Raw genomic sequence first — 25,553 nt, 5'->3', positions numbered from 1 at the left:
CTCCCACAGTGGACCGAGTTGTTCAGTAGAACTCGCTCTCCTGTGGGAGCGGGCTTGCTCGCGAAGGCGTCAGTTCTCAGACTGCAGAATCAAAGCCCTACACCTTGCGCCAGACACTCGCCAACCAAGGCTGCTGCTCGCGCGGCAACCCCGTTGGCCGGTAGTAATGCTCCAACTCCACAAACCCCGCCTCGGTGAGCAACCCCTGCCACGCCGCCAGATCGTGATAGGCCCCATACCGCGAGCCGTTCCAGCCTTCCTGATTCTCGCCACGCGGATTGGAGCTGAACAACACTCCGCCCGGCTTCAAGGTGCCGTGCAATTGCTTCAAAACGCGAGGCAACTCCTGACGGGGAATGTGAAACAGCACCGCATTGGCAAAAATCCCGTCGAAGCGTTCGGCTGGCAGGTCGAGCTTGAGGAAGTCCTGCTGCCACACCTCGCAACCACTGTCCTCGCGCGCCATCTGCGCAAACTTGTCCGAACCATCCAGGCCTACGGCCCGGTGCCCCAAGCGAGTGAAGGCTTGCAGGTCCCGCCCCGGGCCGCAGCCAAAATCCAGAATGTCGAACGGCGCCGCGCCCTGGACATGGCGCAACAGTGCGTCGATGTTCTGGCTCACATCATGATCGCGTGTCCCCTCACGAAAGCCTTCGGCCACTGAGTTGTAATGACCTAGCGTGGTGGCGGTGATTTGTTCGAGGTCGGTAGGAGACTGTTTCATGATCGGCTGCGTTGGCAATGTAGGTCTGACCAATATACGCGGTATCACATCCCCCTGTAGGAGCGAGCTTGCTCGCGATGGTCGTCAACGATATCGCGGGATGCCTGACACTCCGAGGTGTCCGGGAGTCCATCGCGAGCAAGCTCGCTCCTACAGGTTCACTCACCGTTTGTTCAACCCCCGTGCCAACCGATCCCCACCCAACTGAATCACCGCCACCAACGCCACCAGCAACACGATCACCGTCAGCATGATCTGGCTATCAAAGCGCTGATACCCATACCGATACGCAATGTCCCCCAACCCTCCGGCCCCGATTGCTCCGGCCATGGCCGAGGAGTTGATCATGGTCACCAGGGTGATGGTGAAGCCGCCGACGATGCCGGGGAGCGCTTCGGGCAGGAGCACATGCCAGACGATGTGCCAGCGACGGCAGCCCATGGCCTGTGCCGCTTCGATCAAACCGTGATCGACTTCGCGCAGGCTGACTTCGGCGATCCGCGCGAAGAACGGCGTAGCAGCGATGGTCAGCGGCACCACGGCGGCCCACACGCCGTAGGTGGTGCCGACGATCAGGCGGGTGAACGGAATCAGCGCGACCATCAGGATCAGGAACGGAATGGAGCGGAACAGATTCACGAATGCGCCCAGTGCACGGTTCAACGCTGGGGCCTGGTAGATGCCTCCCTGGCCGCTGGTGACCAGGATTACCGCCAAGGGAATACCCGCCAGCAGCGCGATCAATGAGGACACACCGACCATCAGGAAGGTGTCGATGAAACCTTGTAGCAAGCGATCAAACCACATAGCCCAGCACCTCGACCTGTTGTGCCCAGTTTTGCGCACGCTGGCGCAACGATTCCGCCCCGAGCGTTGACCCAGACACCGCCAGCACCAATTGCCCCAGTGCATGCCCTTGAATGTGTTCGACACCGCCCTGGAGCAAGCGCACCCGTCCGCCGAGGGCGGCGAACAGGGTGGCGAGGTCCGGTTCATCGGTGGCGCTACCCGTGAGCTGCAGACGCAGGACCACCGCAGCTTCAGAAGAGGGCGGTTGCACGTGCAGGCGGCTTTGCAACTCGGCCGGCAAGCCATGCTGCAACGGGGCGAGCAAGGTCTTGCTGACCTCGTGCTGCGGGTTGCCGAAGACTTCCCACACAGGCCCTTGCTCGACAATGCGGCCGTGCTCCAGCACCACAACGCGGTCGCAGATGTCGCGGATCACGGCCATCTCATGGGTGATCAGCACAATGGTCAGGCCCAGGCGCCGGTTGATCTCGCGCAACAGGCCGAGGATCGACTGCGTGGTCTCCGGGTCCAGTGCCGAAGTGGCTTCATCGCACAGCAGAATATCGGGGTCGTGCACCAGGGCGCGGGCGATGCCGACGCGCTGTTTCTGTCCGCCGGAGAGCTGCGCCGGGTAAGCCTTGTGCTTGGCTTGCAGGCCCACCAGCTCCAGCAATTCACGGACTTTCTGCTCGCGCTTTTCTTTCGGCACGCCGGCGACCTTCAACGGCAGCTCGACGTTCTGCCACACGGTCTTGGCTGACATCAGGTTGAAGTGCTGGAAAATCATGCCGATGCGTCGGCGCAGCGTCACAAGGCGGTCTTCATCGAACTCGCCGATGTCGACCTGATCGATCAGGACGCGGCCGCTGCTCGGTTGTTCCAGTCGATTGATGGTTCGGATCAGCGATGATTTGCCGGCGCCGCTGCGGCCGATGATGCCGAACACTTCACCACGCTGAATCGCCAGGTCGATGCCGTGCAACGCGGCCACTGGACCTTGCTGGCCGTTGTAGGTCTTGCCCAGGCCGATGAAGCGTACGTGCGCGTGATTGAGCTGCGGATGCAGGACTGTCTGTTCAACTTTATGGGGCGCTGGAGTTTCCAGTCGCAGTGGCGTCGCGGCACTCATTCTCAGCTTTCCCAACCGGCTTGATAGAGTTTGCCGTGAGCCTTGTCCAGCGCGGCGCGAACGGCAGGCGAGTGTTGGTAGATGTCGACGAACTTGATCAGCCGAGGATCGGTTTTGCTCTTCGGCTGAATGACGAACTGAATCACGTATTCCTTGTGGTCCAGGCCGTCGAACAGCAGTGCGGAACCGGCATCGAACGTCTTCGCCAGGCGGATGTAGGCCGGGTAACCCTGCACCAGGTCGGCGTCGTCGTAGGCGCGCACCAGTTGCACGGCTTCGACCTGCAGGATCTTGATCTTCTTCGGGTTGGCGATGATGTCTTCTTCGGTGGCCTTGTAGCCCACACCTGGCTTGAGTGTGATCAGCCCCGCCTTGGCCAGCAGTTGCAAGCCGCGACCGCTGTTGATGGGGTCGTTGGCGATGGCCACGCTGGCGCCTTCTGGCAGTTCGTCGAAGCTTTTGTATTTCTTCGAGTAGAGGCCGACGTTGTTGATGATCCCTGGCGCGAACGGCACCAGGTCGAAACCGGCAGCGGCCTTGGCGTTTTCCAGGAACGGGATGTGCTGGAAGTAGTTCACGTCGATGTCACCGGCCGCGAGGCTGACGTTGGGGGCGATCCAGTCAGTGAACTCCACCAGTTCGACTTTCAGGCCTTGTTTGCTGGCTTCATCGACGGCGGCCTCCAGCGGAATGGCGAAGGCGGCGGTGGTACCGATTTTCAACGGCGCGTCAGCGGCGAAGGTGATGGAGCTGAAAAGGCCGAGGGCCAGGGCCAGTGCTTTGACTGGGTGGGAGAGGGTGTGTTTGGTCATGGTGGTTTTCCAGTCAGTATTTGAAATGTGTGCTGTTTGGTCTGGCCTCATCGCGGGCACGGCCGCTCCTTGTAGGAGCGGGCTTGCCCGCGATGCTTTTAACGCCGGTAAGCCGACCCGGTATGTTGCCCAGGCAAATGATCCCCTTCGCGAAACAGCTTCTGCCGCAAGCTGCCCTGGTCATACGCGGTCTTGTACGACCCGCGCCGCTGCAGCTCGGGGATCACCAGATCAATGAAATCGACATAACTTTCCGGCGTGACAATGCGCGTCAGGTTGAACCCGTCCAGGCCGGTTTCGGCGATCCACGATTCCAGCTCATCGGCCACTTGCTCGGGCGAGCCGACCACGGTGATGTAACGACCGCCGAGGGCGTGTTGTTCAAGCAGTTTGCGGCGGGTCCAGTCGTTGTTTTTCAGGTGCTGGGTGGCCGACTGGATCGCGTTGCTCTTCACGTACTGGATCGGCTCGTCGATGGCGTACTCGGAAAAATCGATCCCGGTGGACGCCGAGAAATGCGCCACGCCGGCCTCGGCACTGGCGTAGCTCAGGTACTCGGCATGCTTGGCCCAGGCCTGTTCCTGGGTGGCCCCGACAATCACGTTCAGGCCCATGAACACTTTGATGTCTTGCGGGTTACGTCCGGCCTCGACAGCGCTGGCGCGTACCTTGTCCACTTGGACACGGGTCGATGGTTTGTCCCGACCGCTGATGAATACGCACTCGGCATGCTGGCCGGCGAAGCGCAGCCCACGGTCCGAACTGCCAGCCTGGAACAGTACCGGGGTGCGCTGCGGCGAAGGTTCGCAGAGGTGATAACCCTCGACCTGATAGAACTCGCCCCTGTGCTCGACCTTGTGTACTTTTTCCGGTTGCGCGTAGATGCGCTGGCTCGGGTCGTTGAGCACTGCGTCGTTTTCCCAGCTGCCTTCCCACAGCTTGTAGAGCACCTGCAAGTATTCGTCGGCCTGGTCGTAACGCCGGTCATGTTCCACCTGCTCCTCAATCCCATGGCCTTGGCCGCGCTGTCCAGGTAGCCGGTGACAATGTTCCAGCCCACCCGGCCGCTGCTCAGGTGATCGAGCGTCGACATGCGTCGGGCGAACAGGTACGGCGGCTCGTAGGTCAGGTTGGCGGTCAGCCCGAACCCGAGGTTGTTCGTCACGGCCGCCATGGCCGATACCAGCAGTAGCGGGTCGTTGACCGGCAACTGGATCGACTCCTTGAGAGGCACGTCTACCGAGTGCTGGTAGACGTCATACACGCCGACGATGTCGGCGATGAACAGCCCGTCGAACAGGCCACGCTCCAGCAATTGCGCCAGCTCGGTCCAGTAGTCGAGGGTCTTGTACTGGGTAGAGGTATCCCGTGGGTGCGTCCACAAACCATGGTTGATGTGCCCGATGCAGTTCATGTTGAACGCGTTGAGCAGGATCTTCTTTTTCGCCCCGGCCATCAGATCGTCCCCCGCAGTGGAGGATTCTCGTCGTTGAGGTAGTAGTTGCCCACGGCGTGATACTTCCAGCGCACCGGGTCGTGCAGCGTGTGGACCCGCGCGTTGCGCCAGTGGCGATCGTAACCGTGTTCGATCAGGGTGGCCTGGCTGCCGGCGAGTTCGAACAGCGTGCTACCAGCCGCGAGGGAGATTTCGGTACTGATGGCGCGGGCTTCGGCGACCGCAATCGATGCCGCCGCGACCGTATCGGCGCGGGTGTCGGCCTGCGCCTTGTCGAGGAATTCGCCTGCGCGCTCCAACAAGGCCTCGGCGGCATGCAAACGAACGCTCAGGTGGCCGAAGCTCTTGAGGGTCAGCGGGTCTTCGCTGGCTTTTTCATGGGTGGCGTCGATCCACGGGCGCGTCTTTGTCCGCACGAAATGCAGCGCGTCTTCAAAGGCTGCGCGAGCGATGCCGGTGTCGATGGCGGCGTGAAGAATTTGCGCCAGGGGGCCGACCGTGGTCGGGGTCTCGAACGCGCTTTGAAAAGGGATCACATCCTCGGTCGCAACAAATACGTCTTCGAACACCACTGAACCGCTGCCAGTGGTGCGTTGGCCGAATCCGCTCCAGTCGTCGATCACCGTTAGACCTTTGCTGTCATGGGGTACGAACGCAAGTTGCTGTACGCCGTTTTCGTCCACCACCGAAGTCGGGATGCGCTGCGCGTAGAGGGCGCCGGTGGCGTAGAACTTGCGCCCGTTGATGCGGTAGCCATCACCGTCGCGGCTCAAGCGCGTGGTGCGGTCGTGGGCGGTTTTGGTGCCAAGCTCGGCCAGCGCATTTCCGAAGCGTTGACCGGCGAGTACTTCGGCATAAAGACGCTTTTTCTGCTCGACGCTGCCGGTTACGCGCAGCACTTCGAGGGCGTAAAAATGGTTTTGCGGGATCTGTCCCAGGGAACCATCGGCCTGGGCGATCAGGGCGATCACCTTGGCCAGTGTGACATTGGAAACACCGGCGCCGCCGTATTCCCTGGGCACGCTGATGCCCCACAGGCCAGAGCGGGAAAATACTTCCAGCTCCGGGTGCGGCAGACGGCGCTCGCGATCACGCAGTGCGCTGTCGCGTTTGAAATCTTCGGCCAGGTCAGTGGCGACGATCAGGGCTTGCTCATCGCTGGTGATGACCGCGACGGGACGAGAAAGAGGCATGTGTTTTCTCCAGGTGTCTGGTCGTTAAATCCAGGAATGACGAGCCGGCAATGTGCCGTTCAGTCGGTAGGCGCCGACGGCGTGGTATTTCCAGCGCACGGGGTCATGCAGGGTGTGCACCCGGGCGTTTCGCCAGTGGCGGTCGAGGTTGAACTCGGCCAGGGTGGCGCGGCTGCCGGCCAGCTCGAACAGTTTCTCGCTGGCCTGCAGCGAGATCTCGGTGGTCAGTACCTTGGCCTCTGCCACGGCAATTGAGGCGCGTGCGGCAGACTCGGCAGTGAGCGGCGCGGCATGCACCTGATCCAGTACTTGAGCGGCCTTGCGCAGCAGCGCCTCGGCGGCGTGCAGTTCGATCTTCAGTTTGCCGATGTCGGCGATCACATACAGGTCATCGCTGGCGCGTTCGACCTTGGCATCGATCCAGGGACGGGCGCGGGTTTTCACGAATTCGATGGCATCGTCGATGGCGCCACGGGCGATGCCTGCGTCGATGGCCGCTTGAATCAACTGCGACACCGCACCCTGGGTGTTGGGTTTTTCGTTGATCTTCCAGTTGTCTACCACCAGCTCGGCGTCGACCCGCACGTTATTGAGCAGGATGGTGCCGCTGGCGGTCGTCCGCTGACCGAACCCGGACCAATCGTCGACGATACGCAGGCCTGGTGTGCCGCGACGAACGAAGGCCAGCACCTGCTTGCCCTCATCGTTCAGTGCCTTGACGGCGACCCAGTGCGCGAACAGGGCGCCGGTGGAGTAGAACTTCTGCCCGTTGATGACATATCCGTCGCCATCAGCGGTGATCCGCGCCTTGAGTTCCAGAGTGTGTTTGGTCCCGCGTTCAGGTCCTGCGTTACCGATGCGCCAGCCCTCGAGTACGCTTTTGAACAGCTGCTTTTTCTGCGCTTCGGTGGCGCTGCCGAGTACCAGATTGAGAATGCCGAACTGGTTCTGCGGGATCTGGCCCAACGCCGGATCGGCAGCGGAAATGATCGCGAACACCTCAGCCAGGGTGACGAAAGAAACCTGCGGCCCCCCGTATTCGCGCGGTATGCCAATGCTGCCCAGGCCGCTGCGGGTGAACTGTTCAATTTCTGACCAGGGCAACTTGCGCTGACGATCGCGTCTGGCCGCCTGCAAGCGGGCGACCTGGGCCAACTCGTGGGCTGCCTCGATGGCTTGGGCGTCGTTGCGCAGGACTTGGGCGGGTAACAACAACGGGGCGATGTCCACATCGCTCTGGACGATTGCGTCTGCAAGACTGGACATCAGTGCCGCTCCTTGGCTGCATGCAATGCCCTGGCGATCTGCACTGGGGTGATTGTGTTCCGGACCATACCTACCTCACATCTCATGAACCGCCGCGGGGGCGGCGAAGTAAAAACAAGAAGGTCCGGTGGTCCGGTTCATATACCCTAAATGCGTATAAAAATTTAATAAACTAGATTTTTGGAATATGGATAGAAGTGTGTCTCTACCCACTGTGTGCCCGGCAACACTTGCTGTTGCAGCAACAGTGAAAAGGCGCACTTCGTTCAGTAACAAGGTGCGAGGTTCAGGATGTTTCCTTCGTCCGGACCATCAGGCACGGGTTGCTGCAGCCGATTTTCAAGGTGCGTGCCGGCGCCCAGCGCGAGTTGTTACCGACCCGGTCAAGGATGCAATAGGTCACTTCGAGTCGCAGATCTTCGCCGGCTTCAAGAATGATCGACGGCGGTACCCAGACATGAATCGGCTGGCCGACTTCGCTGGCCTTGAGCCGTGGCAGGTCCATGCGCGCGTCACCCCAGCGCAGGGTGATTGCGTCATCGACGGCCATGTTCAGGTACGGCTCGATGGTCAGGGGAACGCCGCGCTTGATCTGGTTCGGGTTAACCCCCTGGCGCCGGATAGTTTCCGGGATGCTCACGGGTGCCAGGCTCTGGTTTTCGTCACCACACAAGGGGCATGGTCGGCCACCCGGGCAGTCGAGCTTTACCTGGATGCGCGTCATGGCGGACAGCGCAGGCCCCTGACCTACCTGCATGAGGCGGTAATGAATACGTGAGGAGCCATTGGCAACAAAGCTTTCGGGCACTCGAAGGTTCACTGCTTTGCCGACGTCCTGGCGGGTCAGCACCTTGGAGGCCACGTAGCAGTCGTCCCAGAACAATTCGATCAGATCCCCCTCGTCCATGCCGGGGTAGGGCGCCACTTCGATCAACAGGTGAGACGCCGACGTCATGTTGATGCCGCTTTTGTGGGATTGCGCCACCCTCGGTGGCGCGAGTTCGGATTTGTTCGTGGGGTTTTTCATTGGGTTCTCCTTGAGGCGAAGCAGCGAAGTCCGTTTCTGAAATAACTGAATGAACGAGTAACAAACGACTCATTACTTTGCATGACAATAAAAAGTATTTGGCTTGACCGGGCGCTAGATAAAAGTGCGCAGGAATAAGTGTCAATAGAGTGAGGGGATGAAGTATCGCATCGGTAGTTATTCAGAAAGCTCCTACGCGTGCGGGTTAATAGGCAGCGCCGCATTGGCGAAGATGGCCACAGAATCCGCCGCTTTTCGCAGCTTTTTACTTCAGTCCTTTACGAAGGCTGGTTTGAATGTCAGTGAATGGTAGGCGACAGGAATTTGTAGCAGGACATAAATATGTACCGCACCAGAAATCGGCGGAGGGCAGAAATTATGAGGGTGCTTACGCAGGGTGTAATGGTCGATTTAACAACTTCCATCCATGGAAGTTTATATGTGCGTGCTGGGTTTAGTTGTGGGTGTTGTTCAGGAATTTGCTAAGAAACTGTTGGGTCCGTACTTCTTTTGGATTGGCAAACAGCGCCTTGGCTTCGCCTTGTTCAACGATCACGCCCTTGTCAAAAAACACCACGCGATTGGCTACGTCACGGGCAAAAGCCATTTCGTGGGTGACGATCACCATGGTGCGTTTTTCTTCGGCCAGGCTGCGAATGGTCGACAACACTTCACCCACCAGTTCCGGGTCGAGCGCCGAAGTCGGCTCGTCGAACAGGATCACTTCCGGCTCCATCGCCAGCGCGCGGGCGATGGCCACGCGTTGTTGCTGACCACCGGAGAGGCGTCGCGGGTAAGCGTCTTCCTTGCCCGCCAGCCCGACCCGGGCCAACAACTTCTTGCCCAGGGCAATGGCTTCGGCAGGCGGCGTCTTCTTCACCACGATCGGTCCTTCGACGACGTTTTCCAGGGCCGTGCGATGGGGGAACAGGTTGAAGTTCTGGAACACGAAGCCAACATGCTGGCGCAAGCGTCGCACCAGGCTCTGCTGCTGGTTCAACGGGCGGTTGCCATCGATCTCGATGTCACCGACCTTGATCCGGCCGCTGCTGGGTTCTTCAAGAAAGTTCAGGCAACGCAGGAACGTGGTTTTGCCCGAGCCGCTCGGCCCGATGATCGCCACGACCTCGCCTTCCTTCACCTCGAGATCGATGCCGTTGAGCACAACGTGACCCTTGAACTGCTTTGTCAGTTTTTCCACGACAATCATGGGGTCAGGACTCCTGGTCGTGCCGATTGACCCGCGCTTCCAACTGGTTCTGCAGGTGCGAAAGCACCGTCGCCAGAACCCAGTAGATCAGCGCGGCGGCCAGATACATGGTGAAAATCTCGAAAGTTCGGGCGGTGATCAACTGCGCCTGGCGGAACAGTTCCGGCACCTGGATGGTGGCGGCCAGTGCCGTGTCCTTGACCAGCGAGATAAAACTGTTGCCCAGCGGCGGCAGGGCCGTGCGCATGGCCTGCGGCAGGATGGCCCGGCGCAGGGTCTGCGCGCGGGTCATGCCGATGCTGGCGGCGGCTTCCCACTGGCCGCGCTCGATGGAGCTGATGGCGGCACGCAGGATTTCGCAGGCATAGGCCGCCATGTTCAGCGAGAAGCCGATCAGGGCAGCCGGCAGCGGATCAAGTTCGACACCCAATTGCGGCAAGCCGTAATAGATCACGAACAGCTGCACCAGCAACGGCGTGCCGCGAAAGAACGACACGTAGATGCGGGCAATCCAGCTCACCAGTTTGAAGCGCGACAGACGCATCAAGGCCAGGCCGAAGCCCATCAGCAGCCCGAAGAACATGCCGCCCAGGCTGAGGATCACTGTGTAGTACGCGCCCTTGAGCAGAAAGGGCGCGGAATCCAGTGCGAGTTGGAAAGCTTCTTCCATTATTTAGTGACGTCAGCGTTGAAGTATTTCTCGGAGAGTTTGGCCAGGGTGCCGTCGGCACGCAGTTTGTCGATGGCCTTGTTCACAGCGGCCAGCAGCTCTGGTTCACCTTTGCGCAGGGCGATACCGGCCTCCTGACGGGAGAACGCTTCACCGGCGGCGGTGGTGTCCTTGGCTTTCTTGGCGTATTCCAGCGCGGCCAGACGGTCGATCAGGATGGCGTCGATGCGGCCAACACGCAGGTCCTGGAACTTGGTCGGGTCGTCTTCATAGGTGCGCACGTCTGCGCCAGGCACATTGGCTTTGACCCACTGTTCGTAGTTGGTGCCCAGGCCCACGCCGACTTTCTTGCCGGACAGGTCTTGTGCAGTCTTGATGGTGTCCTTGTTCTTGGTCAGAACCAGTGCCTGAATACCGGAAACGGTGTACGGCTCGGAGAAGTCATACTTCTTCTTGCGCTCTTCGGAGATGGTCACCTGGTTGATCACTGCGTCCAGGCGCTTGGATTCCAGGGCTGCGAGGATGCCGTCCCATTTGGTCGGTTGCAGTTTGACCTTCACGCCCAGCTCTTTGGCCAGAGCTTCGGAGAACTCCACTTCGAACCCGGCCAGTTTGCCGTCGGCGTCGACGAAACTGAACGGTGGGTAGGTGCCTTCCAGACCGACGTTGATCACGCCCGCGTCCTTGATTTTTTGCAGCTGCTCACCGGCAACCGCTTGCCCCAGCAGACCGGCGCTCAGCGCCAGGCCCAGCGAACCAACCAGCAGATTTCGACGTAGTGCGGAAAAATTCATGACAAGCCCCTGTGTTTTCTTATGAAGACGCTTCGAGTGTTGGCGTAATCGGGATTTGAACGACTGCAATATCCTGCCTTAAAGCAGCTTATGCGTCTCTCGGCAATTTGCCTGCTGTATGACTATATGATGGCTTTTTTAGATTGGAAAATAATGAATGTTATTTTTAATATTCCATTCAGGAATAAATGCTATTCCTGTAGGAGCGAGCATGCTCGCGATGGTCGCCAACGATGACGCGGGCTGTCTGAACGCCCGCGGTGTCTGGACCTCCATCGCGAGCATGCTCGCTCCTACAGGTTCCGCGTGATCGTGGCGGGCGATCCGCCGTTACAGAAAATCCTTATAGGCAAACAACGCTGGTGCGCCACCGGTGTGCAGGAAAATGATAGGCCCCTCGTCGAAACGCTGGCGACCAATGCCGTCGAGCAACCCGGCCATGGCCTTGCCGGTGTAGACCGGGTCCAGCAGCAGGCCTTCCTGGCTCGCCAGCAGCTTCACCGCCGCCAGGGTTCCGGCATTGGGTTCGCCGTAGCGCGGCGCGAAATATTCGTCCCACAACTGGACTTTGAAAGCGGCGGGTACGTTCACTTCCAGCAGCGCTGCGGTGCGCTCTGCCAGGCCCTGGACCTTGGGTCGTTGGTCCTCGTCGCTACGCGACACTGTCACGCCAATTACCGGCAGATCCGGCAGGGCTTCGCTCAACGCCAATGCCAGGCCGCTGTGGGTACCGGCGCTGCCCGAGGCCAACACCACCGCGGCGAAATCCAGACCGGTGTCCTTGATCTGCTCGGCCAGCTCCAGGCCAGCTCGAACGTAACCCAGGGCTCCCAAGGCATTGGAACCTCCAATGGGCACCAGATAAGGTTTTTTGCCAGTGGTGCGCAAGCGCACCGCCAGTGCCTGGAGTTGCTCATCGGCGTTGTCGAGATTCTCGACCAGCTCTACCTTCGCATCGAACAGATCCAGCAGCAGCCGATTGCCATTGCCGACGAAGTTGGCATCGTCAGAACCCAGGGGGTTTTCCAACAGCGCGACGCAGCCCAGTCCGAGCCGGGCGGCAAGGGCGGCGGTCTGGCGCACGTGGTTGGATTGCAGCGCGCCGGCGGTGATCAGCGTGTCCGCACCCTGCGCCAGGGCATCGGCCCCCAGGTATTCGAGTTTGCGCAGTTTGTTGCCACCCATCGCCAGCGGCGTCAAATCGTCGCGTTTGACATAAATGTCGCGCCCCAGCCAGGTCGAAAGGCGCCCGAGTTTTTCCAGAGGGGTCGGGTGGCTGAGCAAGTCGAGGCGGTCGAAACGAGCGAGCTGTTGTTTGATCATGGGTCCGTACTGGGGATGGGCAAGTCAGGACTATAAGCACGGCTATAGAAGGGGGCAACCGCCAATCGTTTATAGCCAAAAGTGCTTAGTACAGCACAATCGGTTCTTAATTCGGCCTCCAACGCTTGCCGTAAAGTAATCGCCGTCAGCGCGGTCAGACAGTCCGGCCGCCCGTGTGGAGTTTTTACCGTGAGTGAGCGTTCCAGCCATTGGCAATTGCAAACCATCGTCAGCCAACTGCGTAGCGCGCGCGATCAGTGGCGTACGCAAAACGGCCGAGCCAGTGGCGAGCAGGGCGGCCGAGAACTGCCGTCGCGTGCGGCCATGGCAGACATTCTGGAAGCGTTGTGTGGCGCGTTGTTTCCCATGCGCCTGGGGCCGGTGGACTTGCGCGAAGAAAGCGAAGACTTCTACGTCGGTCACACCCTCGACGTTGCGTTGAATGCGCTGCTCGGCCAGGCACGCCTCGAACTGCGTTACGTCGCTCGTCACAACGCCGAGGCCGATACCGAGGTCGAGGCGAAAACCATCGCCATCATTCAAGAGTTCGCCTTGGCCCTGCCGGGCTTGCGCAGCCTTCTGGATACCGACGTGCTGGCGGCCTATCACGGCGATCCGGCGGCGCGCAGCGTCGATGAAGTGTTGCTGTGCTATCCGGGCATCCTGGCGGTGATTCACCATCGCCTGGCCCACCATCTCTACCGGGCCGGGCTGCCCTTGCTGGCGCGGATCAGTTCGGAAATCGCCCACTCGGCGACGGGCATCGACATTCACCCCGGCGCGCAGATCGGCCGCAGTTTCTTCATCGACCATGGGACCGGCGTGGTGATTGGCGAGACGGCAATCATCGGCGAGCGCGTGCGCATTTATCAGGCCGTGACCCTGGGGGCCAAGCGTTTCCCGGCGGATGAAGACGGCCAGTTGCAGAAGGGTCATCCACGGCACCCGATCGTCGAAGATGATGTGGTGATCTATGCCGGCGCGACCATCCTCGGGCGGATCACCATCGGCAAAGGCTCGACCATCGGCGGTAACGTTTGGCTGACCCGCAGCGTGCCGGCGGGGTCGAACCTCACGCAGGCCAATCTGCAGCATGATGACGGGACGCAGAAGTAGGGTGTTGCTCTGGCCATTGAACGCTGTAGGAGCGGGCTTGCCCGCGAAAGCGGTGGGTCGGTCAATGGATAAAGGACACTGACACGCAGCCATCGCGGGCAAGCCCGCTCCCACAATATTGAGAGTGAAGTGCTACACAAACACGACCGCCCAGCCTTGCGATTAGTCCTTAGCAGCCTATCCATGTTTAAATTGAACGATCATTCAAGTTAAACCGGTGGTTCGCCGCCCGCTCACAACAGGAGGCCTGCCTTTGCTGAGTCCGAATTTCACAGCCACGTTTTACTGCTTGGAGGTGCACCGTTAATGAGTGCATCGTCCCTTCCCGCCACCGAACAGGTGCGCATGAACCCGCCGGTTTTTTACTTCGCGGCGACCTTCATCCTGCTGTTCGGTGTCGTTGTCATCTGTATGCCGGAACAGGCCGGTGCCTGGCTTCTTGAGGCGCAAAACTGGGCCGCCAATACGGTCGGCTGGTACTACTTGCTGGCGATGACGCTGTATCTGGTCTTCGTGGTGGTCACCGCCTTGTCCGGCTACGGCAAGATCAAGCTCGGTGCCGACCACGACGAGCCCGAATTCAGTTACCTGTCCTGGGCCGGCATGCTGTTCGCCGCCGGCATCAGCATCACGCTGTTCTTCTTTTGCGTATCCGAGCCGCTGACCCACCTGGCGCAACCGCCGCAAGGGGAGGCCGGGACGGCGGACGCGGCGCGCCAGGCGATGCAGATTCTTTTTCTGCACTGGGGCCTGCATGGCTGGGGCGTGTTTGCCTTCGTCGGCATGGCGCTGGCCTACTTCGCCTACCGTCACAACCTGCCGCTGGCCCTGCGCTCGGCGCTGTATCCGCTGATTGGCAAACGCATCAACGGTCCGATCGGTTACGCGGTGGACGGCTTTGGCATCATCGCCACGGTATTTGGTCTCGGCGCCGATATGGGTTTTGGCGTGTTGCACCTCAACTCGGGTCTGGACTACCTGTTCGGCATCGCTCACACCCAATGGGTACAGGTGGGGCTGATTACCCTGATGATGGGCGCGGCGATCATCGTTGCCGTCTCGGGAGTCGACAAAGGCGTGCGGGTGATGTCCGACATCAACATGCTGCTGGCCTGCGCGTTGCTGCTGTTCGTGTTGTTTGCCGGACCCACGCAACATCTGCTCAATACCCTGGTGCAGAATATCGGCGACTACCTCGGTGCGCTGCCGATGAAAAGTTTCGATCTCTATGCCTACGACAAACCCAGCGACTGGCTCGGCGGCTGGACAGTGTTCTACTGGGCCTGGTGGATTGCCTGGTCGCCATTCGTGGGGCTGTTCATTGCGCGGATCTCCCGTGGCCGGACCATTCGCGAATTCGTCTTCGGCGTGTTGTTGATTCCACTGGGGTTCACCCTGGCGTGGATGTCGATCTTCGGCAATAGCGCCATCGACCAAGTGCTCAATCATGGCATGTCAGCGCTGGGCCTGTCGGCCGTCGAGAACCCGTCGATGACCTTGTACCTGCTGCTGGAAACCTACCCGTGGAGCAAAACCGTGATCGCGGTGACGGTTTTCATCAGCTTCGTGTTCTTCGTCACTTCGGCCGACTCCGGCACCGTGGTGTTGTCGACGTTGTCTGCCAAGGGCGGGAACCCGGACGAAGACGGGCCGAAATGGCTGCGGGTGTTTTGGGGCGCGATGACCGCGCTGGTGACCAGCGCGCTGTTGTTCTCCGGCAGCATCGATGCGTTGAAGTCGGCGGTGGTGCTGACCTCGTTACCGTTTTCGATGATCCTGCTGATGATGATGTGGGGGCTGCACAAGGCGTTCTTCCTGGAATCGCAGAAGCAGATCGCACAGTTGCATTCGCTGGCGCCAGTGTCCGGGGCGCGACGGGGCGGCTGGCGTCAACGCTTGAGCCAGGCGGTGCATTTCCCGTCGCGCGATGAGGTTTACCGCTTCATGGAAAGCACGGTGCGGCCGGCCATCGAAGAGGTGACGGCGGTGTTCGTTGAGAAGGGGTTGAACGTGGTCACCGTACCGGACCCTGCCCATGACAGCGTCAGCCTGGAAATCGGTCACGGCGATCAGCATCCGTTCATCTATCAGGTGCAGATGCGTGGCTACTTCACGCCGTCGTTCGCACGGGGTGGCATGGGCTCCAAGCAGCTCAACAACCGGCGTTACTACCGCGCCGAGGTGCATCTGAGTGAAGGCAGCCAGGACTACGACCTGGTGGGCTACACCAAGGAGCAGGTGATCAACGACATCCTCGATCAGTACGAGCGGCACATGCAGTTTTTGCACCTGGTACGTTGATCAGGTTTGCTCGGTTAAGGCCATGAACAACACCAGCGCAGCCACCGGCACGCCGAACACGATGCTGCCCACCACCATCTCGGTGGTCACTGGCTGGCCCGCCGTGACCACCCCTATGGCGCCGTTGATCATTGTCAGGGCCAGCCACAGGACGATGAAGCTGTAGGTCAGCGTCTGGCGACCGAAGCCGATCTTCTCGCCGATGAACAGCATCAGCGCCAAGAGGATCAGGCCGAAGGTGATGATGATGGTGGTGTGCATGGGCTGCCTGTTGGATGGGGGGCCTTCATCGCGGTTGTGGATTGAGCATAGTCACACCAGCCCCCCATTGGCGCGCAAAATCTGTCCGTTGACCCAAGCCGAATCCGGCCCGACCAGAAACGACACCACCCGCGCGATATCCTCCGGCTGACCCAGCCGTTCCAGCGGCGCCATCTTCGCGAAATTCTGGATCTGCTCCTCACTCTTGCCGTGCAAGAACAGGTCGGTCGCCACGGGGCCAGGCGCAACCGCGTTCACCGTGATCTGACGACCGCGCATTTCCTTGGCGAACACCTGGGTCAGGGATTCCACCGCCGCCTTGCTGGCGATGTACACCGCGTAACCTGGCAGGTTCATGCCGACGGTACTGCTGGAGAAATTGACGATGCGCCCGCCGTCATTCATCCGCGTGGCCGCTTCACGCAGAGTATTGAAAGTGCCACGCGCGTGAATGTTGAAGGTTTGCTCAAATAACTCGTCGCTGTGCTGTGCCAGCGGCATGACCTTGAGAGTGCCGGCGTTGTTGATCAGCACATCGACCTTGCCCAGTTGTGTTTCGGTTTCCTCGAACATCCGCCGCACGTCATCGGCGTTGGCTACGTCAGCCCTGATCGCTATGGCTCGATGACCCGCCTGGCGCAATTCCACCACCAGTTTCGAAGCTTCAGTGGCGCTGCTGGCGTAGTTGATCGCCACGGCGAAACCTTCGCTGGCCAGTTGTTTGGCAATCACTGCGCCGATACCGCGGGAGGCGCCGGTGACAATGGCAACTTTCGATTGTTGAGCAGTCATGGTGCGGGTTCCTGTCGATGAAGAGTGAAGCCAATCTCACATGTTTACTCAACCTGATAAATGCACGAGAGTTGCCTTGACTGTTCAATAATCGCCAACAATCAGCGCTCAGGAGTTCGAGGTGGATCAAGTCAAGGCAATGAAGGTCTTTGTGCGGATCTACGAGCGCAGCAGCTTCACCCTGGCGGCCCAGGACCTGAACCTGCCGCGCGCCACGCTGACCCACACCCTGAATCAGTTCGAAGCCTGGCTCGGCACGCGTTTACTTGAGCGCAGTACGCGTAAGGTCCGTCCCACGCTGGATGGTGAAGCGTATTACCAGCGTTGCGTGCAGTTGCTGGCGGAGCTGGAAGATGCCGAACTGGCGTTTCGCGGCGTGGCGCCCAAAGGGCTGCTACGGGTGGATTTGCATGGCACCCTGGCCAGGAGCTTCGTCATTCCAGCGCTGCCGCAATTCATGGCGCGTTATCCCGAGATCGAGTTGTCGATCAGCGAGGCCGACCGTCTGGTGGACCTGATCAGTGAAGGCGTCGATTGCGTGCTGCGCGCCGGCACGCTGACCGACTCCACCCTGATCGGCAAACGCGTGGCCAATCTGCGCCAGATCACCTGCGCCAGCCCGTCCTACCTGCGCAAATACGGCGAACCGAAAAACCTCGACGACCTCAGGCACCATCGTGCGGTGAACTACGTCTCGCGCAGCAACGCCAAGCTGTTTCCATTCGAATTCCTGGTTGATGGCCAACTGCACGAAGTGCCAATCCCAAGCGCGATTTCGGTGTTCGGCGCCGAAATATACGCCGCCTCGGCCATCGCCGGCCTGGGCCTGATCCAGTGCCCGCAATACCGCATGCACACCCAGATCGCCCAGGGTCTGATCCAGGAAGTCCTGCCCGACACCCCGCCACCACCGATGCCAGTGTCGGTGCTGTACCCGCACAACCGCCACATGTCGCCCCGTGTGCGGGTGTTTGTGGACTGGTTGGGGGAGGTGTTTGCGGGGGCGCGGTAGCCATTGGTCTGGATGCAAGGTCGTTCCTGAGCTGACGGGCTAGTATTTTTCAAAGTGTGTATGGTGTGTATATTTGTTCAGCCTGTTCGCCTAGATTGCTCGAAGATTGCTGTCGAATAAGGCGAAGGAAATGCGGAGTCGGGAAATGATCAGGATGATCGAGGACGATGGTTGGTATCTGGTTGCCGTCAGAGGCAGCCATCATCAGTACAAACATCTCTGCAAGGCAGGGAGGGTGACGATCAAGCACCCTGATTCCGATCTTCCAAAAGGAACGATCAACAGCATATTGAAACAGGCGGGTCTGAAATGATGCCCGTGATCGAATTTGAAGGTCCCGATGGGGACACTTCTCAGGAAGGATTCATCGACATGAAATTTCCAGTCGTTCTGCATAAGGATGCCGATTCGGAATACGGAGTGATCGTCCCGGATGTGCCGGGTTGTTTCTCCGCGGGCAGCACAGTGGCGCAGGCCCTTGATAGCGTGCATGAGGCTTTGTCCCTGCATTACGAAGGGCTGGTGGCCGATGGTGACCCCTTGCCGCAAGTGCAGGAAATCGATGTGCACATCGCCAACCCCGATTACGCCGGAGGCGTTTGGGCGGTGGTGGAGTTCGATATCACGCCTTATTTCGGCAAGGCGGTGCGCTTCAATGCAACGCTGCCAGAGCAACTGCTTGAGCGAATCGACCAGACGGTAAGGCGCGACCAGCGTTACCGCTCAAGATCAGGTTTTCTGGCGGCAGCAGCGCTGCGTGAGCTGTCGACGTAGGAATCTGGCGAACGTTTTGTGAAACGTTTCAGCTAATAATCGAGTCAGAGGGTTTTTGGCGTTTGTCTGGGCGTATGCTGGGCGACTTGCGAAGCAGTCGATACCAACTTCAAGACAAACAAGAGAGGACTCGATGACTTACACCGCAGCCGAAAACCGCTATGAATCCATCCCTTATCGCCGCGTCGGTCGCAGCGGTCTGGTGTTGCCGGCCCTGTCCCTGGGCCTGTGGCACAATTTCGGCGACAGCACACCGATCGACACCCAGCGTGCCTTACTGCGTATGGCGTTCGACCTGGGCATCAACCACTTCGACCTGGCCAACAACTACGGCCCGCCGTATGGCAGTGCCGAGATCAATTTCGGGCGTTTGTTGCGTGAAGACTTCAAGCCCTACCGCGACGAGTTGATCATCTCCAGCAAGGCCGGTTGGGACATGTGGCCGGGCCCATACGGGCAGGGCGGCGGGTCGCGCAAATACGTGCTGGCCAGCCTCGACCAGAGCCTGCAACGGCTGGGCCTGGACTATGTCGACATTTTCTACTCGCATCGTTTCGACCCGGACACGCCGCTGGAGGAAACGGCCAGCGCATTGGCCACGGCGGTGCAGCAGGGCAAGGCGTTGTACATCGGCATCTCGTCTTACTCCGGGGTGAAAACCCGCGAGATGGCCGCGTTGTTGAAAGAGTGGAAAGTGCCGCTGTTGATTCACCACCCGGCGTATAACCTGCTCAATCGTTGGGTGGAAAAGGACCTGCTGGACGTCACCGATGAACTCGGCGCCGGTGTGATTGCTTTCACCCCGCTTGCCCAGGGGCTGCTGACGGACAAGTACCTCAACGGCGTGCCGGCCGATGCCCGTGTCAATCGTCCGGGAGGTGGTTCGTTACAGGCCTCGCACTTGTCCGAAGCCAACATCGCTCACGTGCGGGCGTTAAACGAGATCGCCCGGCGTCGTGGGCAAAGCCTGGCGCAACTGGCCTTGGCCTGGACCCTGCGCGATCCGCGGGTGACCTCGGCGCTGATCGGGGCGAGCCGGCCAGAGCAGATCGTCGAGAACGTGGGGGCGCTGAAGAGTTTGAGCTTCAGTGCCGAGGAACTGGCAGAGATTGACCGTTTTGCCCAGGAAGGCGGGATCAATCTTTGGGAGAAGCCTTCGATGGCGCAGTGAGTGTTTGGCGCTGGATTCTCTGGCGCCTTTTCCTGACTCATCGCGAGCAGGCTCGCTCCCACAGGACGAGCGCGGTCTACTGTAGGAGCGGGCTTGCCCGCGATGGGGCAGGGTCAGGCACTAAAGAAATCAGCTATTCAGCGAAAAAACGGCACATCCCCCAACACCGTCGCCCGCTGCATCACCCGCCGCGCCGGGCGGTAATCGTCCACCGCGTAATGCTGGGTCACTCGGTTGTCCCAGAACGCGACATCGTCCTGCTGCCAGCGCCAGCGAATGGTGAATTCCGGACGGGTGGCGTGGGCGAACAGGAATCTTAAAATCGTCTCGCTCTCGGTGTCCGACAGTTCGTTGATGCACGAGGTGAAGCCTTCGCTGACAAACAGCGAACGACGCCCGCTCACCGGATGGGTGCGAATGACCGGGTGCGACAGCGGCGGGTTCTTGCGCCGGGTTTCTTCCCATTGCGCCAGTGCCTCGGGAGTATTGCCGTAGCGCTCCAGCGGAAACGAGCGGGTGAAATCGTGAGTGGCGGTCAGCCCTTCGAGCAGACTTTTCATCGGCGCCGACAGCGCTTCATAGGCGGCAATGCCACTGGCCCACAACGTGTCGCCGCCATACTCCGGGAGCAGTTTTGCGCTCAACACCGCCCCCATCGCAGGCGTCGCAAGGAACGTGACGTCGGTGTGCCAGATGGCGTTGTCGCGGACGTCGGTGACGGCGGTGTCGAGGATCAGTACCTCGGGTTGTTCCGGCACGTTCGGGTAGATCGGGTGAATGTGCAGGTCGCCAAAGTTGGCGGCAAAACGTGCCTGCTGTTGCGGGGTGATTGGCTGGTTGCGGAAGAACAGGACCTGGTGTTCGAGCAGTGCTTGTTCGACGGCATTGCGCTGTTCCACGGATAACGGCTGGCTGATGTCGATGCCGCTGATTTGTGCGCCAAGGGCGGAGCTCAAGGGGGTGATGTTCAGGCTGCTCATGGTAGTTCTCGTCGAATTCGGGGTGTGCCACTTTTCTGTAGGAGCGAGCTTGCTCGCGATGGCGGTGAATCAGGCACAGTTGTGCGGCTGACACTCCGCTATCGCGAGCAAGCTCGCTCCAACATGGGGAGTTCGTTGTTCAGTGTTCAATGCGCCTGGCCATGCCATGGCACCAACTTGCGTTGCAGTGCACGCAGGCCCATTTCGAGGGCGAAGGCGATCAGCGCGATCACCAGAATTCCCAGCACCACCACATCGGTGACCAGGAACTGCGCAGCCGACTGCACCATGAAGCCCAGGCCGCTGGTAGCGGCGATCAGTTCGGCGGCGACCAGCGTCGACCAGCCGACGCCCAGGCCGATGCGCACGCCGGTCAGGATGTCTGGCAGGGCGCTCGGCAAAATCACATGCCGAATCAGTTGCACGCGGGTTGCGCCCAGGGACTGCGCGGCGCGCAATTTCGCCGGGTCGACGGTGCGCACGCCGGTGGCGGTGGCGATGGCAATCGGCGCGAAAATCGCGAGGTAGATCAGCAGGACTTTCGACAGCTCGCCGATGCCGCACCAGATCACAATCAGCGGCAAATAGGCCAGCGGCGGAATCGGGCGATAGAACTCGATCAAAGGGTCGAGGATGCCGCGTGCAATGCGATTGGCCCCAATCGCGATACCGACGGGCACGGCGGTCAACACCGCGAAGCCCAGGCCCAGGCCAATCCGACCGAGGCTCGCGCCCAAGTGTTGCCACAACGTGGAATCCATGTAGCCGGAGGTTGCCAATAGCCAGCCTTTTTGCAAAACGGCGGCCGGTGGCGGCAGGAACAAAGGTTCGATCAGCCCCGTAGCAGTGACAGCCCACCACAGGACAAGCAATGCAATCAGGGTCAGGACACTGATCCAGCGTGTGCTCAGACTGCGCCGAAGTGCAATGACGGTTGCGTCGGGTTTGACCGCGCTGGCTGGAATCTCATAGCTGCTCATGCGCGCTCCTGCAGCAAAACCGCGCTGCGTTGCGAGAACACTTTGCCCAGAACGTGCTCGCGGGTTTCGATGAAGCGTGGGTCGGACTTGATCGAGCGCGCCGACTCACCGGCTGCGTAGCGCAGGCCGAAGTCCAGGTGCAGGCGCTCGACGATTTGCCCGGGGTTGGGCGCCAACAGAATCAGGTCCGTGGCAAGGAACACCGCTTCTTCGATGTCATGGGTAATCAGGAACACCGGTTTGGCGGCGCGTTGCCACACCTGCAACAGCAGCTCCTGCATTTGTTCGCGGGTGAAGGCATCAAGGGCGCCGAAGGGTTCATCCATCAGCAAGACACGTGGGTCTGCGGCCAGGGCGCGCGCCAGGCCGACGCGCTGCTTCTGTCCGCCGGAAAGCTGCCAGATGCGCCGGTGTTCGAAACCGGACAGGTCAACCAGCGTCAGCATTTCCCGGGCGCGCGCTTCGCGTTGCTCCCGGGGTACGCCGGCCAGTTCCAGGCCGAAACCGACATTGGTCAGCACGTCCTGCCACGGCAGCAAGGCATCGTCCTGAAACACCACACCTCGCTCGGCGCTCGGGCCTTTGACCGGCACACCATCGAGGGTGATGCGCCCGGCGCTGGGCTCGACGAACCCGGCAATCAGGTTCAACAGCGAAGTCTTGCCACTGCCGGACGGCCCGAGGGCCACCAGCAACTGCCGGGGCCCCAGGCTCAGGGAAATATCCGCCAGCACCGGCTCCGGGCTGCCGGGGTACTGTGCGCTGATGCGCTCCAGTTGTAGCAAGGCCATCGCGATGTACTCCCGATCAGTTGGTGATGAACTTGGCGCTGACGAAGGGCGCGTAGTCCGGCAGCACGGCCTCGACCTTGCCTTGCTCCTTGAGGAACACAGCGGTGTCGGTGATGGCTTTGGTGGTCGGTGCGCCCAGGCTGCTCACCTGATCAGCCGCCAGCGGGTAGACGTTGCCTTGCAGCAGCAGAGGGATGTCGCTGGCCTTGGCGCCGGACAGCTTCACCAGCTTGTCGACGTTGCTCTGGTTGGCGAGCCAGGCTTGCGGGTCCTTGCGGTATTCGGCGTAGGCGTCCAGGGTGACTTTGGCGAACGCGGTGACAATCTCCGGGTGCTTCTCGGCGAAGTCCTTGCGCACGATCCAGGCGTCGAAGGTCGGTGCGCCGAACTTGGCCAACTCACCCGAGGTGATCAGCACCTTGCCGTTTTCCTTGGCTACGCCGAGCGCCGGGTCCCAAACATAGGTGGCGTCGATGTCACCGCGTTTCCAGGCGGCGACGATGGCTGGCGGCGCAAGGTTGAGCACGGTGACTTTCGACGGGTCGATGTTCCAGTGCTTCAAAGCGGCCAGCAGGCTGTAGTGTCCAGTGGATACGAATGGCACGGCGATTTTCTTGCCGACCAGATCCTGAGGCGTCTTGATCCCGGAACCGTCACGCGCGACCAGGGCTTCGGCGGCGCCGATCTGGGTGGCGATGAGGAAGGTTTGCACCGGGACCTTGCGGGTGATGGCGGCGGTCAGGGGGCTGGAGCCGAGGTAGCCGATCTGCACGTCACCCGAGGCAATGGCGGCGATGATGTCGGCACCGTTATCGAATTTTCGCCAGTTGATGTCGGCTTTGGTGGCCTTTTCGTAAGCACCATCGGCCTGAGCGACTTTGGCCGGGTCGACGGTGGTCTGGTAGGCGACGGTGAGGTCGGCCGCCTGAGCAAACAAGCTCGCAGCGGCCAGCGAGGCGGCCGCCAGGAGGCGAAGGGGGAAGTGCAGTTTCATGGGAAAGCTCCTTGTCAGGCGACCGAGGATCGGCGTGAGAAGGAGACTAAATGATCTAAGAATTCTAAAATAAATAACTTTTTAGAATTAGCTTAGCGTTGGTGGATTTTAGGCGTGGCTGCGCGGCGTTGCCATCGCGAGCAAGCTGCTCCTACAGAAAATCTGTGGACGCCACAAATCCCCTGTAGGAGCGACGGTGCGACGATTCGACGTGCTCGCGATGAGGTCCGCAGGACCTCTCGGGATCTAATTGCTGATCGCCAGAATGCTCGCCTGGTACGCCCCGACGAACACATCGAAATCGCCGACTTCGTGCTGTTCCAGCTCCACCTGCTCGGCCAGCGACGCCCGCGCGCGTTCTTCGAATGCTGTCTGGTCTTCGAGGCTCAGCGGCTCGCTGCGGAAATACTCAGCGTGAGCCTGGCTCTGGCGCAGGGAGAACTGGGCGAAACTCTCCTTGTGCTCTGCCATGGCGGCCAACACCTGGGCCGAAGGGGTCAAGGACGAATCCTTGACCTTGGCCAGTTGCGCATCCAGCGCCTTGCTGTGGGCGTCGCCGCCGTGGCTCTGATCCAGCAATGCCGCCAGTGGCGCAATCTTCTCCAGCAACTCACCCGCCCATTCCTTGAGCGCGACCGGTTGACCGTCACGCTGCAGTTGCAGGCCTGGGCGGCGACCTTCCTTGACCACGCTGAGGAAGTTCGACGTCGCATTGCCGCACGAATAGTTGGTCAGCAGTGGGCTGTCATTGAGCGCGCAGTACAGCAGGAACGCGTCAATGAAGCGTGATTCGGTGAGGTCGATACCCATCGGCAGGAACGGGTTGATGTCCAGGCAACGCACTTCGACGTACTGGATGCCACGGGCCATCAGCGCCTGGATCGGCCGCTCGCCGGTGTAGGTCACGCGTTTCGGGCGGATGTTGGAGTAGTACTCGTTTTCGATCTGCAAGATGTTGGTGTTGAGTTGAACCCACTCACCGTCCTGATGAGTTCCGATCTCTACATACGGCGCATACGGCGTGGCTACTGCCTGGCGCAGGCTGTCGGTGTAGCTCGCCAGATCGTTGTAGCACGGCGTCAGGCCGGCCTGGGCGTTGCTCTGGTAACCCAGGTCACTCATGCGCAGGCTGGTGGCATACGGCAGGTAGAGCGTGTCCGGGTCCAGTTGTTCCAACTGGTGCGAACGACCGCGCAGAAAACCGGCATCGAGCGCTGGCGAAGCACCGAACAGGTACATCAGCAGCCAACTGTAGCGACGAAAGTTGCGGATGAGGGCGATGTAAGCCGACGACTGATAGTCGCGATCGGTGCCGACAAAACCTTCGGTTTCCTTGAGCAGCGGCCAGAGCTTTTCCGGCAGGGAAAAGTTGTAGTGAATCCCGGCGATGCACTGCATGGTCTTGCCGTACCGCAGGGCCAAGCCCTTACGGTAGACATATTTGAGCTGGCCGATGTTGGAGGTGCCGTAATAGGCGATCGGGATATCTTCCTCGGCCGGCAGCGGGCACGGCATCGACGGACTCCACAGGTACTCGTTGCCGAGCTTGCTGTAGGCAAAACGATGAATCTTGTCCAGGCTCGCCAGGGTGTCCGCCGGGTCGGGCAGGGCCGGAGTAATGAACTCCAGCAGCGACTCGGAGTAGTCGGTGGTGATCTGTTCGTTGGTCAGCGCGGAACCCAATTCTTCGGGGTGCGGCGTTTGCGCCAAGCGTCCTTCGCTGGTCACGCGCAGGCATTCACGTTCGATGCCGTGAAGGCACTGTTCGAGCAGAGAGAGGTTAGCGCGCTCGCCAAGCAGGGCCAGGCGGCGGTTGAGAAGTTCGCTCAAGTTGGATTCCTTCACGCGTCAGTCGCCCCAATATGGGGGTGGGCAGGACGGTCTACAAGGGTGAAGTTAAAACTGGCGTTTTCGCCTGGTTTTTGTCGCTGTTTGATCAAAATCTGCGCATCCTCTCTACTGTAGGAGCGAGCATGCTCGCGATGGAG

The 25,553-nt window shown here is 60.4% G+C and carries 24 protein-coding genes and 1 pseudogene; 6 read left to right on the top strand and 19 right to left on the bottom strand.

Annotated elements, in window-relative coordinates; translation table 11 throughout:
- Positions 1–97: 97 nt before the first annotated feature.
- The 12 genes and pseudogenes from AB4N33_RS20795 to AB4N33_RS20740 form a co-directional block, all read right to left on the bottom strand.
- Positions 98–724, bottom strand: a complete 627-nt coding sequence (locus AB4N33_RS20795) for a class I SAM-dependent methyltransferase (RefSeq protein WP_460140541.1) — start codon at positions 722–724, stop codon at positions 98–100.
- A 162-nt stretch (positions 725–886) separates the two neighbouring features.
- Positions 887–1,531, bottom strand: a complete 645-nt coding sequence (locus tag AB4N33_RS20790) for a methionine ABC transporter permease (protein WP_460140539.1) — start codon at positions 1,529–1,531, stop codon at positions 887–889.
- Entirely contained in the window at positions 1,521–2,642 is a 1,122-nt protein-coding gene (locus tag AB4N33_RS20785; RefSeq protein WP_476458160.1) for a methionine ABC transporter ATP-binding protein, read from the bottom strand. Before AB4N33_RS20785 ends, AB4N33_RS20790 begins: the two co-directional genes overlap by 11 nt.
- A gap of 2 nt (positions 2,643–2,644) precedes the next feature.
- Positions 2,645–3,454, bottom strand: coding sequence for a MetQ/NlpA family ABC transporter substrate-binding protein (locus AB4N33_RS20780; RefSeq protein ID WP_460140537.1), 810 nt, complete (start codon positions 3,452–3,454; stop codon positions 2,645–2,647).
- A gap of 98 nt (positions 3,455–3,552) precedes the next feature.
- Positions 3,553–4,910 (bottom strand): annotated as a pseudogene (locus AB4N33_RS20775) (LLM class flavin-dependent oxidoreductase).
- Complete coding sequence (locus tag AB4N33_RS20770; RefSeq protein WP_476458159.1) at positions 4,910–6,103, bottom strand: SfnB family sulfur acquisition oxidoreductase; 1,194 nt, start codon at positions 6,101–6,103, stop codon at positions 4,910–4,912. The pseudogene AB4N33_RS20775 and the gene AB4N33_RS20770 overlap by 1 nt, the downstream one beginning before the upstream one ends.
- 24 nt (positions 6,104–6,127) lie before the next feature.
- Positions 6,128–7,369 (bottom strand): SfnB family sulfur acquisition oxidoreductase, encoded by a 1,242-nt coding sequence (locus tag AB4N33_RS20765; RefSeq protein ID WP_476458158.1) that lies wholly within the window; start codon positions 7,367–7,369, stop codon positions 6,128–6,130.
- Positions 7,370–7,655: 286 nt separating this feature from the next.
- Positions 7,656–8,396, bottom strand: a complete 741-nt coding sequence (locus AB4N33_RS20760) for a hypothetical protein (RefSeq protein WP_460140533.1) — start codon at positions 8,394–8,396, stop codon at positions 7,656–7,658.
- A gap of 454 nt (positions 8,397–8,850) precedes the next feature.
- Complete coding sequence (tcyN, locus tag AB4N33_RS20755) at positions 8,851–9,606, bottom strand: L-cystine ABC transporter ATP-binding protein TcyN (RefSeq protein ID WP_460119116.1); 756 nt, start codon at positions 9,604–9,606, stop codon at positions 8,851–8,853.
- Between the two features lie 4 nt (positions 9,607–9,610).
- Positions 9,611–10,276, bottom strand: a complete 666-nt coding sequence (gene tcyL, locus AB4N33_RS20750) for a cystine ABC transporter permease (protein ID WP_192307450.1) — start codon at positions 10,274–10,276, stop codon at positions 9,611–9,613.
- The gene (gene tcyJ / locus AB4N33_RS20745; protein ID WP_460119114.1) at positions 10,276–11,070 is read right to left on the bottom strand and encodes a cystine ABC transporter substrate-binding protein; all 795 of its coding nucleotides are present in this window, start codon (positions 11,068–11,070) and stop codon (positions 10,276–10,278) included. Before tcyJ ends, tcyL begins: the two co-directional genes overlap by 1 nt.
- A gap of 330 nt (positions 11,071–11,400) precedes the next feature.
- A complete protein-coding gene (locus AB4N33_RS20740) occupies positions 11,401–12,393 on the bottom strand; it encodes a D-cysteine desulfhydrase (protein WP_476458157.1) in 993 nt (330 codons plus the stop codon).
- 189 nt (positions 12,394–12,582) lie between these two features.
- On the opposite strand from AB4N33_RS20740, the gene epsC reads away from it, so the two are divergent.
- Together epsC and betT are read left to right on the top strand one after the other, a co-directional pair.
- Positions 12,583–13,509 (top strand): serine O-acetyltransferase EpsC, encoded by a 927-nt coding sequence (gene epsC, locus AB4N33_RS20735; protein WP_460119110.1) that lies wholly within the window; start codon positions 12,583–12,585, stop codon positions 13,507–13,509.
- A 306-nt stretch (positions 13,510–13,815) separates the two neighbouring features.
- Positions 13,816–15,810, top strand: coding sequence for a choline transporter BetT (betT, locus tag AB4N33_RS20730; RefSeq protein ID WP_476458156.1), 1,995 nt, complete (start codon positions 13,816–13,818; stop codon positions 15,808–15,810).
- On the opposite strand, the gene AB4N33_RS20725 is transcribed toward betT, so the two are convergent.
- Both AB4N33_RS20725 and AB4N33_RS20720 read right to left on the bottom strand, forming a co-directional pair.
- Positions 15,811–16,071 (bottom strand): hypothetical protein, encoded by a 261-nt coding sequence (locus tag AB4N33_RS20725; RefSeq protein ID WP_460140530.1) that lies wholly within the window; start codon positions 16,069–16,071, stop codon positions 15,811–15,813. It lies immediately after the preceding gene.
- A 51-nt stretch (positions 16,072–16,122) separates the two neighbouring features.
- Positions 16,123–16,863 carry an SDR family oxidoreductase gene (locus AB4N33_RS20720; protein ID WP_476458155.1) on the bottom strand — a complete coding sequence of 247 codons (741 nt, stop codon included), beginning with the start codon at positions 16,861–16,863 and terminating at the stop codon, positions 16,123–16,125.
- Between the two features lie 121 nt (positions 16,864–16,984).
- On the opposite strand from AB4N33_RS20720, the gene AB4N33_RS20715 reads away from it, so the two are divergent.
- From AB4N33_RS20715 to mgrA, 4 genes are all read left to right on the top strand, one after another.
- Positions 16,985–17,875, top strand: coding sequence for a LysR family transcriptional regulator (locus tag AB4N33_RS20715; RefSeq protein ID WP_460119102.1), 891 nt, complete (start codon positions 16,985–16,987; stop codon positions 17,873–17,875).
- 130 nt (positions 17,876–18,005) lie between these two features.
- Positions 18,006–18,188, top strand: coding sequence for a type II toxin-antitoxin system HicA family toxin (locus AB4N33_RS20710; RefSeq protein ID WP_460119100.1), 183 nt, complete (start codon positions 18,006–18,008; stop codon positions 18,186–18,188).
- A 59-nt stretch (positions 18,189–18,247) separates the two neighbouring features.
- Complete coding sequence (locus AB4N33_RS20705; protein WP_476458154.1) at positions 18,248–18,649, top strand: type II toxin-antitoxin system HicB family antitoxin; 402 nt, start codon at positions 18,248–18,250, stop codon at positions 18,647–18,649.
- 133 nt (positions 18,650–18,782) lie between these two features.
- Entirely contained in the window at positions 18,783–19,820 is a 1,038-nt protein-coding gene (mgrA, locus tag AB4N33_RS20700) for an L-glyceraldehyde 3-phosphate reductase (protein ID WP_476458153.1), read from the top strand.
- Between the two features lie 137 nt (positions 19,821–19,957).
- Here the strand turns inward: mgrA and tauD are convergent, their stop codons facing one another.
- From tauD to gshA, 5 genes are all read right to left on the bottom strand, one after another.
- Positions 19,958–20,800, bottom strand: coding sequence for a taurine dioxygenase (gene tauD / locus AB4N33_RS20695; RefSeq protein ID WP_476458152.1), 843 nt, complete (start codon positions 20,798–20,800; stop codon positions 19,958–19,960).
- 146 nt (positions 20,801–20,946) lie between these two features.
- Positions 20,947–21,780 carry a taurine ABC transporter permease TauC gene (gene tauC, locus AB4N33_RS20690; RefSeq protein WP_476458151.1) on the bottom strand — a complete coding sequence of 278 codons (834 nt, stop codon included), beginning with the start codon at positions 21,778–21,780 and terminating at the stop codon, positions 20,947–20,949.
- Positions 21,777–22,571 carry a taurine ABC transporter ATP-binding subunit gene (tauB, locus tag AB4N33_RS20685; protein ID WP_476458150.1) on the bottom strand — a complete coding sequence of 265 codons (795 nt, stop codon included), beginning with the start codon at positions 22,569–22,571 and terminating at the stop codon, positions 21,777–21,779. Before tauB ends, tauC begins: the two co-directional genes overlap by 4 nt.
- Before the next feature lie 16 nt (positions 22,572–22,587).
- Positions 22,588–23,565, bottom strand: coding sequence for a taurine ABC transporter substrate-binding protein (gene tauA / locus AB4N33_RS20680; RefSeq protein ID WP_460140526.1), 978 nt, complete (start codon positions 23,563–23,565; stop codon positions 22,588–22,590).
- Positions 23,566–23,811: 246 nt separating this feature from the next.
- A complete protein-coding gene (gene gshA / locus AB4N33_RS20675; protein ID WP_476458149.1) occupies positions 23,812–25,395 on the bottom strand; it encodes a glutamate--cysteine ligase in 1,584 nt (527 codons plus the stop codon).
- Positions 25,396–25,553: the final 158 nt, after the last annotated feature.

It is taken from the genome of Pseudomonas sp. S1_E05, from assembly GCF_056337105.1.
This window is presented reverse-complemented; position numbering and strand designations above follow the sequence as displayed.

Bases quoted from the DNA above. Each gene is read 5' to 3' on its own strand.
- AB4N33_RS20705 (WP_476458154.1), top strand. From the start codon at position 18,248: ATGAAATTTCCAGTCGTTCTGCATAAGGATGCCGATTCGGAATACGGA.
- mgrA (WP_476458153.1), top strand. From the start codon at position 18,783: ATGACTTACACCGCAGCCGAAAACCGCTATGAATCCATCCCTTATCGC.
- tauD (WP_476458152.1), bottom strand. From the start codon at position 20,800: ATGAGCAGCCTGAACATCACCCCCTTGAGCTCCGCCCTTGGCGCACAA.
- betT (WP_476458156.1), top strand. From the start codon at position 13,816: ATGAGTGCATCGTCCCTTCCCGCCACCGAACAGGTGCGCATGAACCCG.
- AB4N33_RS20740 (WP_476458157.1), bottom strand. From the start codon at position 12,393: ATGATCAAACAACAGCTCGCTCGTTTCGACCGCCTCGACTTGCTCAGC.
- AB4N33_RS20760 (WP_460140533.1), bottom strand. From the start codon at position 8,396: ATGAAAAACCCCACGAACAAATCCGAACTCGCGCCACCGAGGGTGGCG.
- AB4N33_RS20790 (WP_460140539.1), bottom strand. From the start codon at position 1,531: ATGTGGTTTGATCGCTTGCTACAAGGTTTCATCGACACCTTCCTGATG.
- tauC (WP_476458151.1), bottom strand. From the start codon at position 21,780: ATGAGCAGCTATGAGATTCCAGCCAGCGCGGTCAAACCCGACGCAACC.
- AB4N33_RS20710 (WP_460119100.1), top strand. From the start codon at position 18,006: ATGCGGAGTCGGGAAATGATCAGGATGATCGAGGACGATGGTTGGTAT.
- tauB (WP_476458150.1), bottom strand. From the start codon at position 22,571: ATGGCCTTGCTACAACTGGAGCGCATCAGCGCACAGTACCCCGGCAGC.
- AB4N33_RS20770 (WP_476458159.1), bottom strand. From the start codon at position 6,103: ATGCCTCTTTCTCGTCCCGTCGCGGTCATCACCAGCGATGAGCAAGCC.
- AB4N33_RS20785 (WP_476458160.1), bottom strand. From the start codon at position 2,642: ATGAGTGCCGCGACGCCACTGCGACTGGAAACTCCAGCGCCCCATAAA.
- tcyJ (WP_460119114.1), bottom strand. From the start codon at position 11,070: ATGAATTTTTCCGCACTACGTCGAAATCTGCTGGTTGGTTCGCTGGGC.
- AB4N33_RS20725 (WP_460140530.1), bottom strand. From the start codon at position 16,071: ATGCACACCACCATCATCATCACCTTCGGCCTGATCCTCTTGGCGCTG.
- tcyN (WP_460119116.1), bottom strand. From the start codon at position 9,606: ATGATTGTCGTGGAAAAACTGACAAAGCAGTTCAAGGGTCACGTTGTG.
- tauA (WP_460140526.1), bottom strand. From the start codon at position 23,565: ATGAAACTGCACTTCCCCCTTCGCCTCCTGGCGGCCGCCTCGCTGGCC.
- AB4N33_RS20795 (WP_460140541.1), bottom strand. From the start codon at position 724: ATGAAACAGTCTCCTACCGACCTCGAACAAATCACCGCCACCACGCTA.
- AB4N33_RS20780 (WP_460140537.1), bottom strand. From the start codon at position 3,454: ATGACCAAACACACCCTCTCCCACCCAGTCAAAGCACTGGCCCTGGCC.
- AB4N33_RS20720 (WP_476458155.1), bottom strand. From the start codon at position 16,863: ATGACTGCTCAACAATCGAAAGTTGCCATTGTCACCGGCGCCTCCCGC.
- tcyL (WP_192307450.1), bottom strand. From the start codon at position 10,276: ATGGAAGAAGCTTTCCAACTCGCACTGGATTCCGCGCCCTTTCTGCTC.
- AB4N33_RS20765 (WP_476458158.1), bottom strand. From the start codon at position 7,369: ATGTCCAGTCTTGCAGACGCAATCGTCCAGAGCGATGTGGACATCGCC.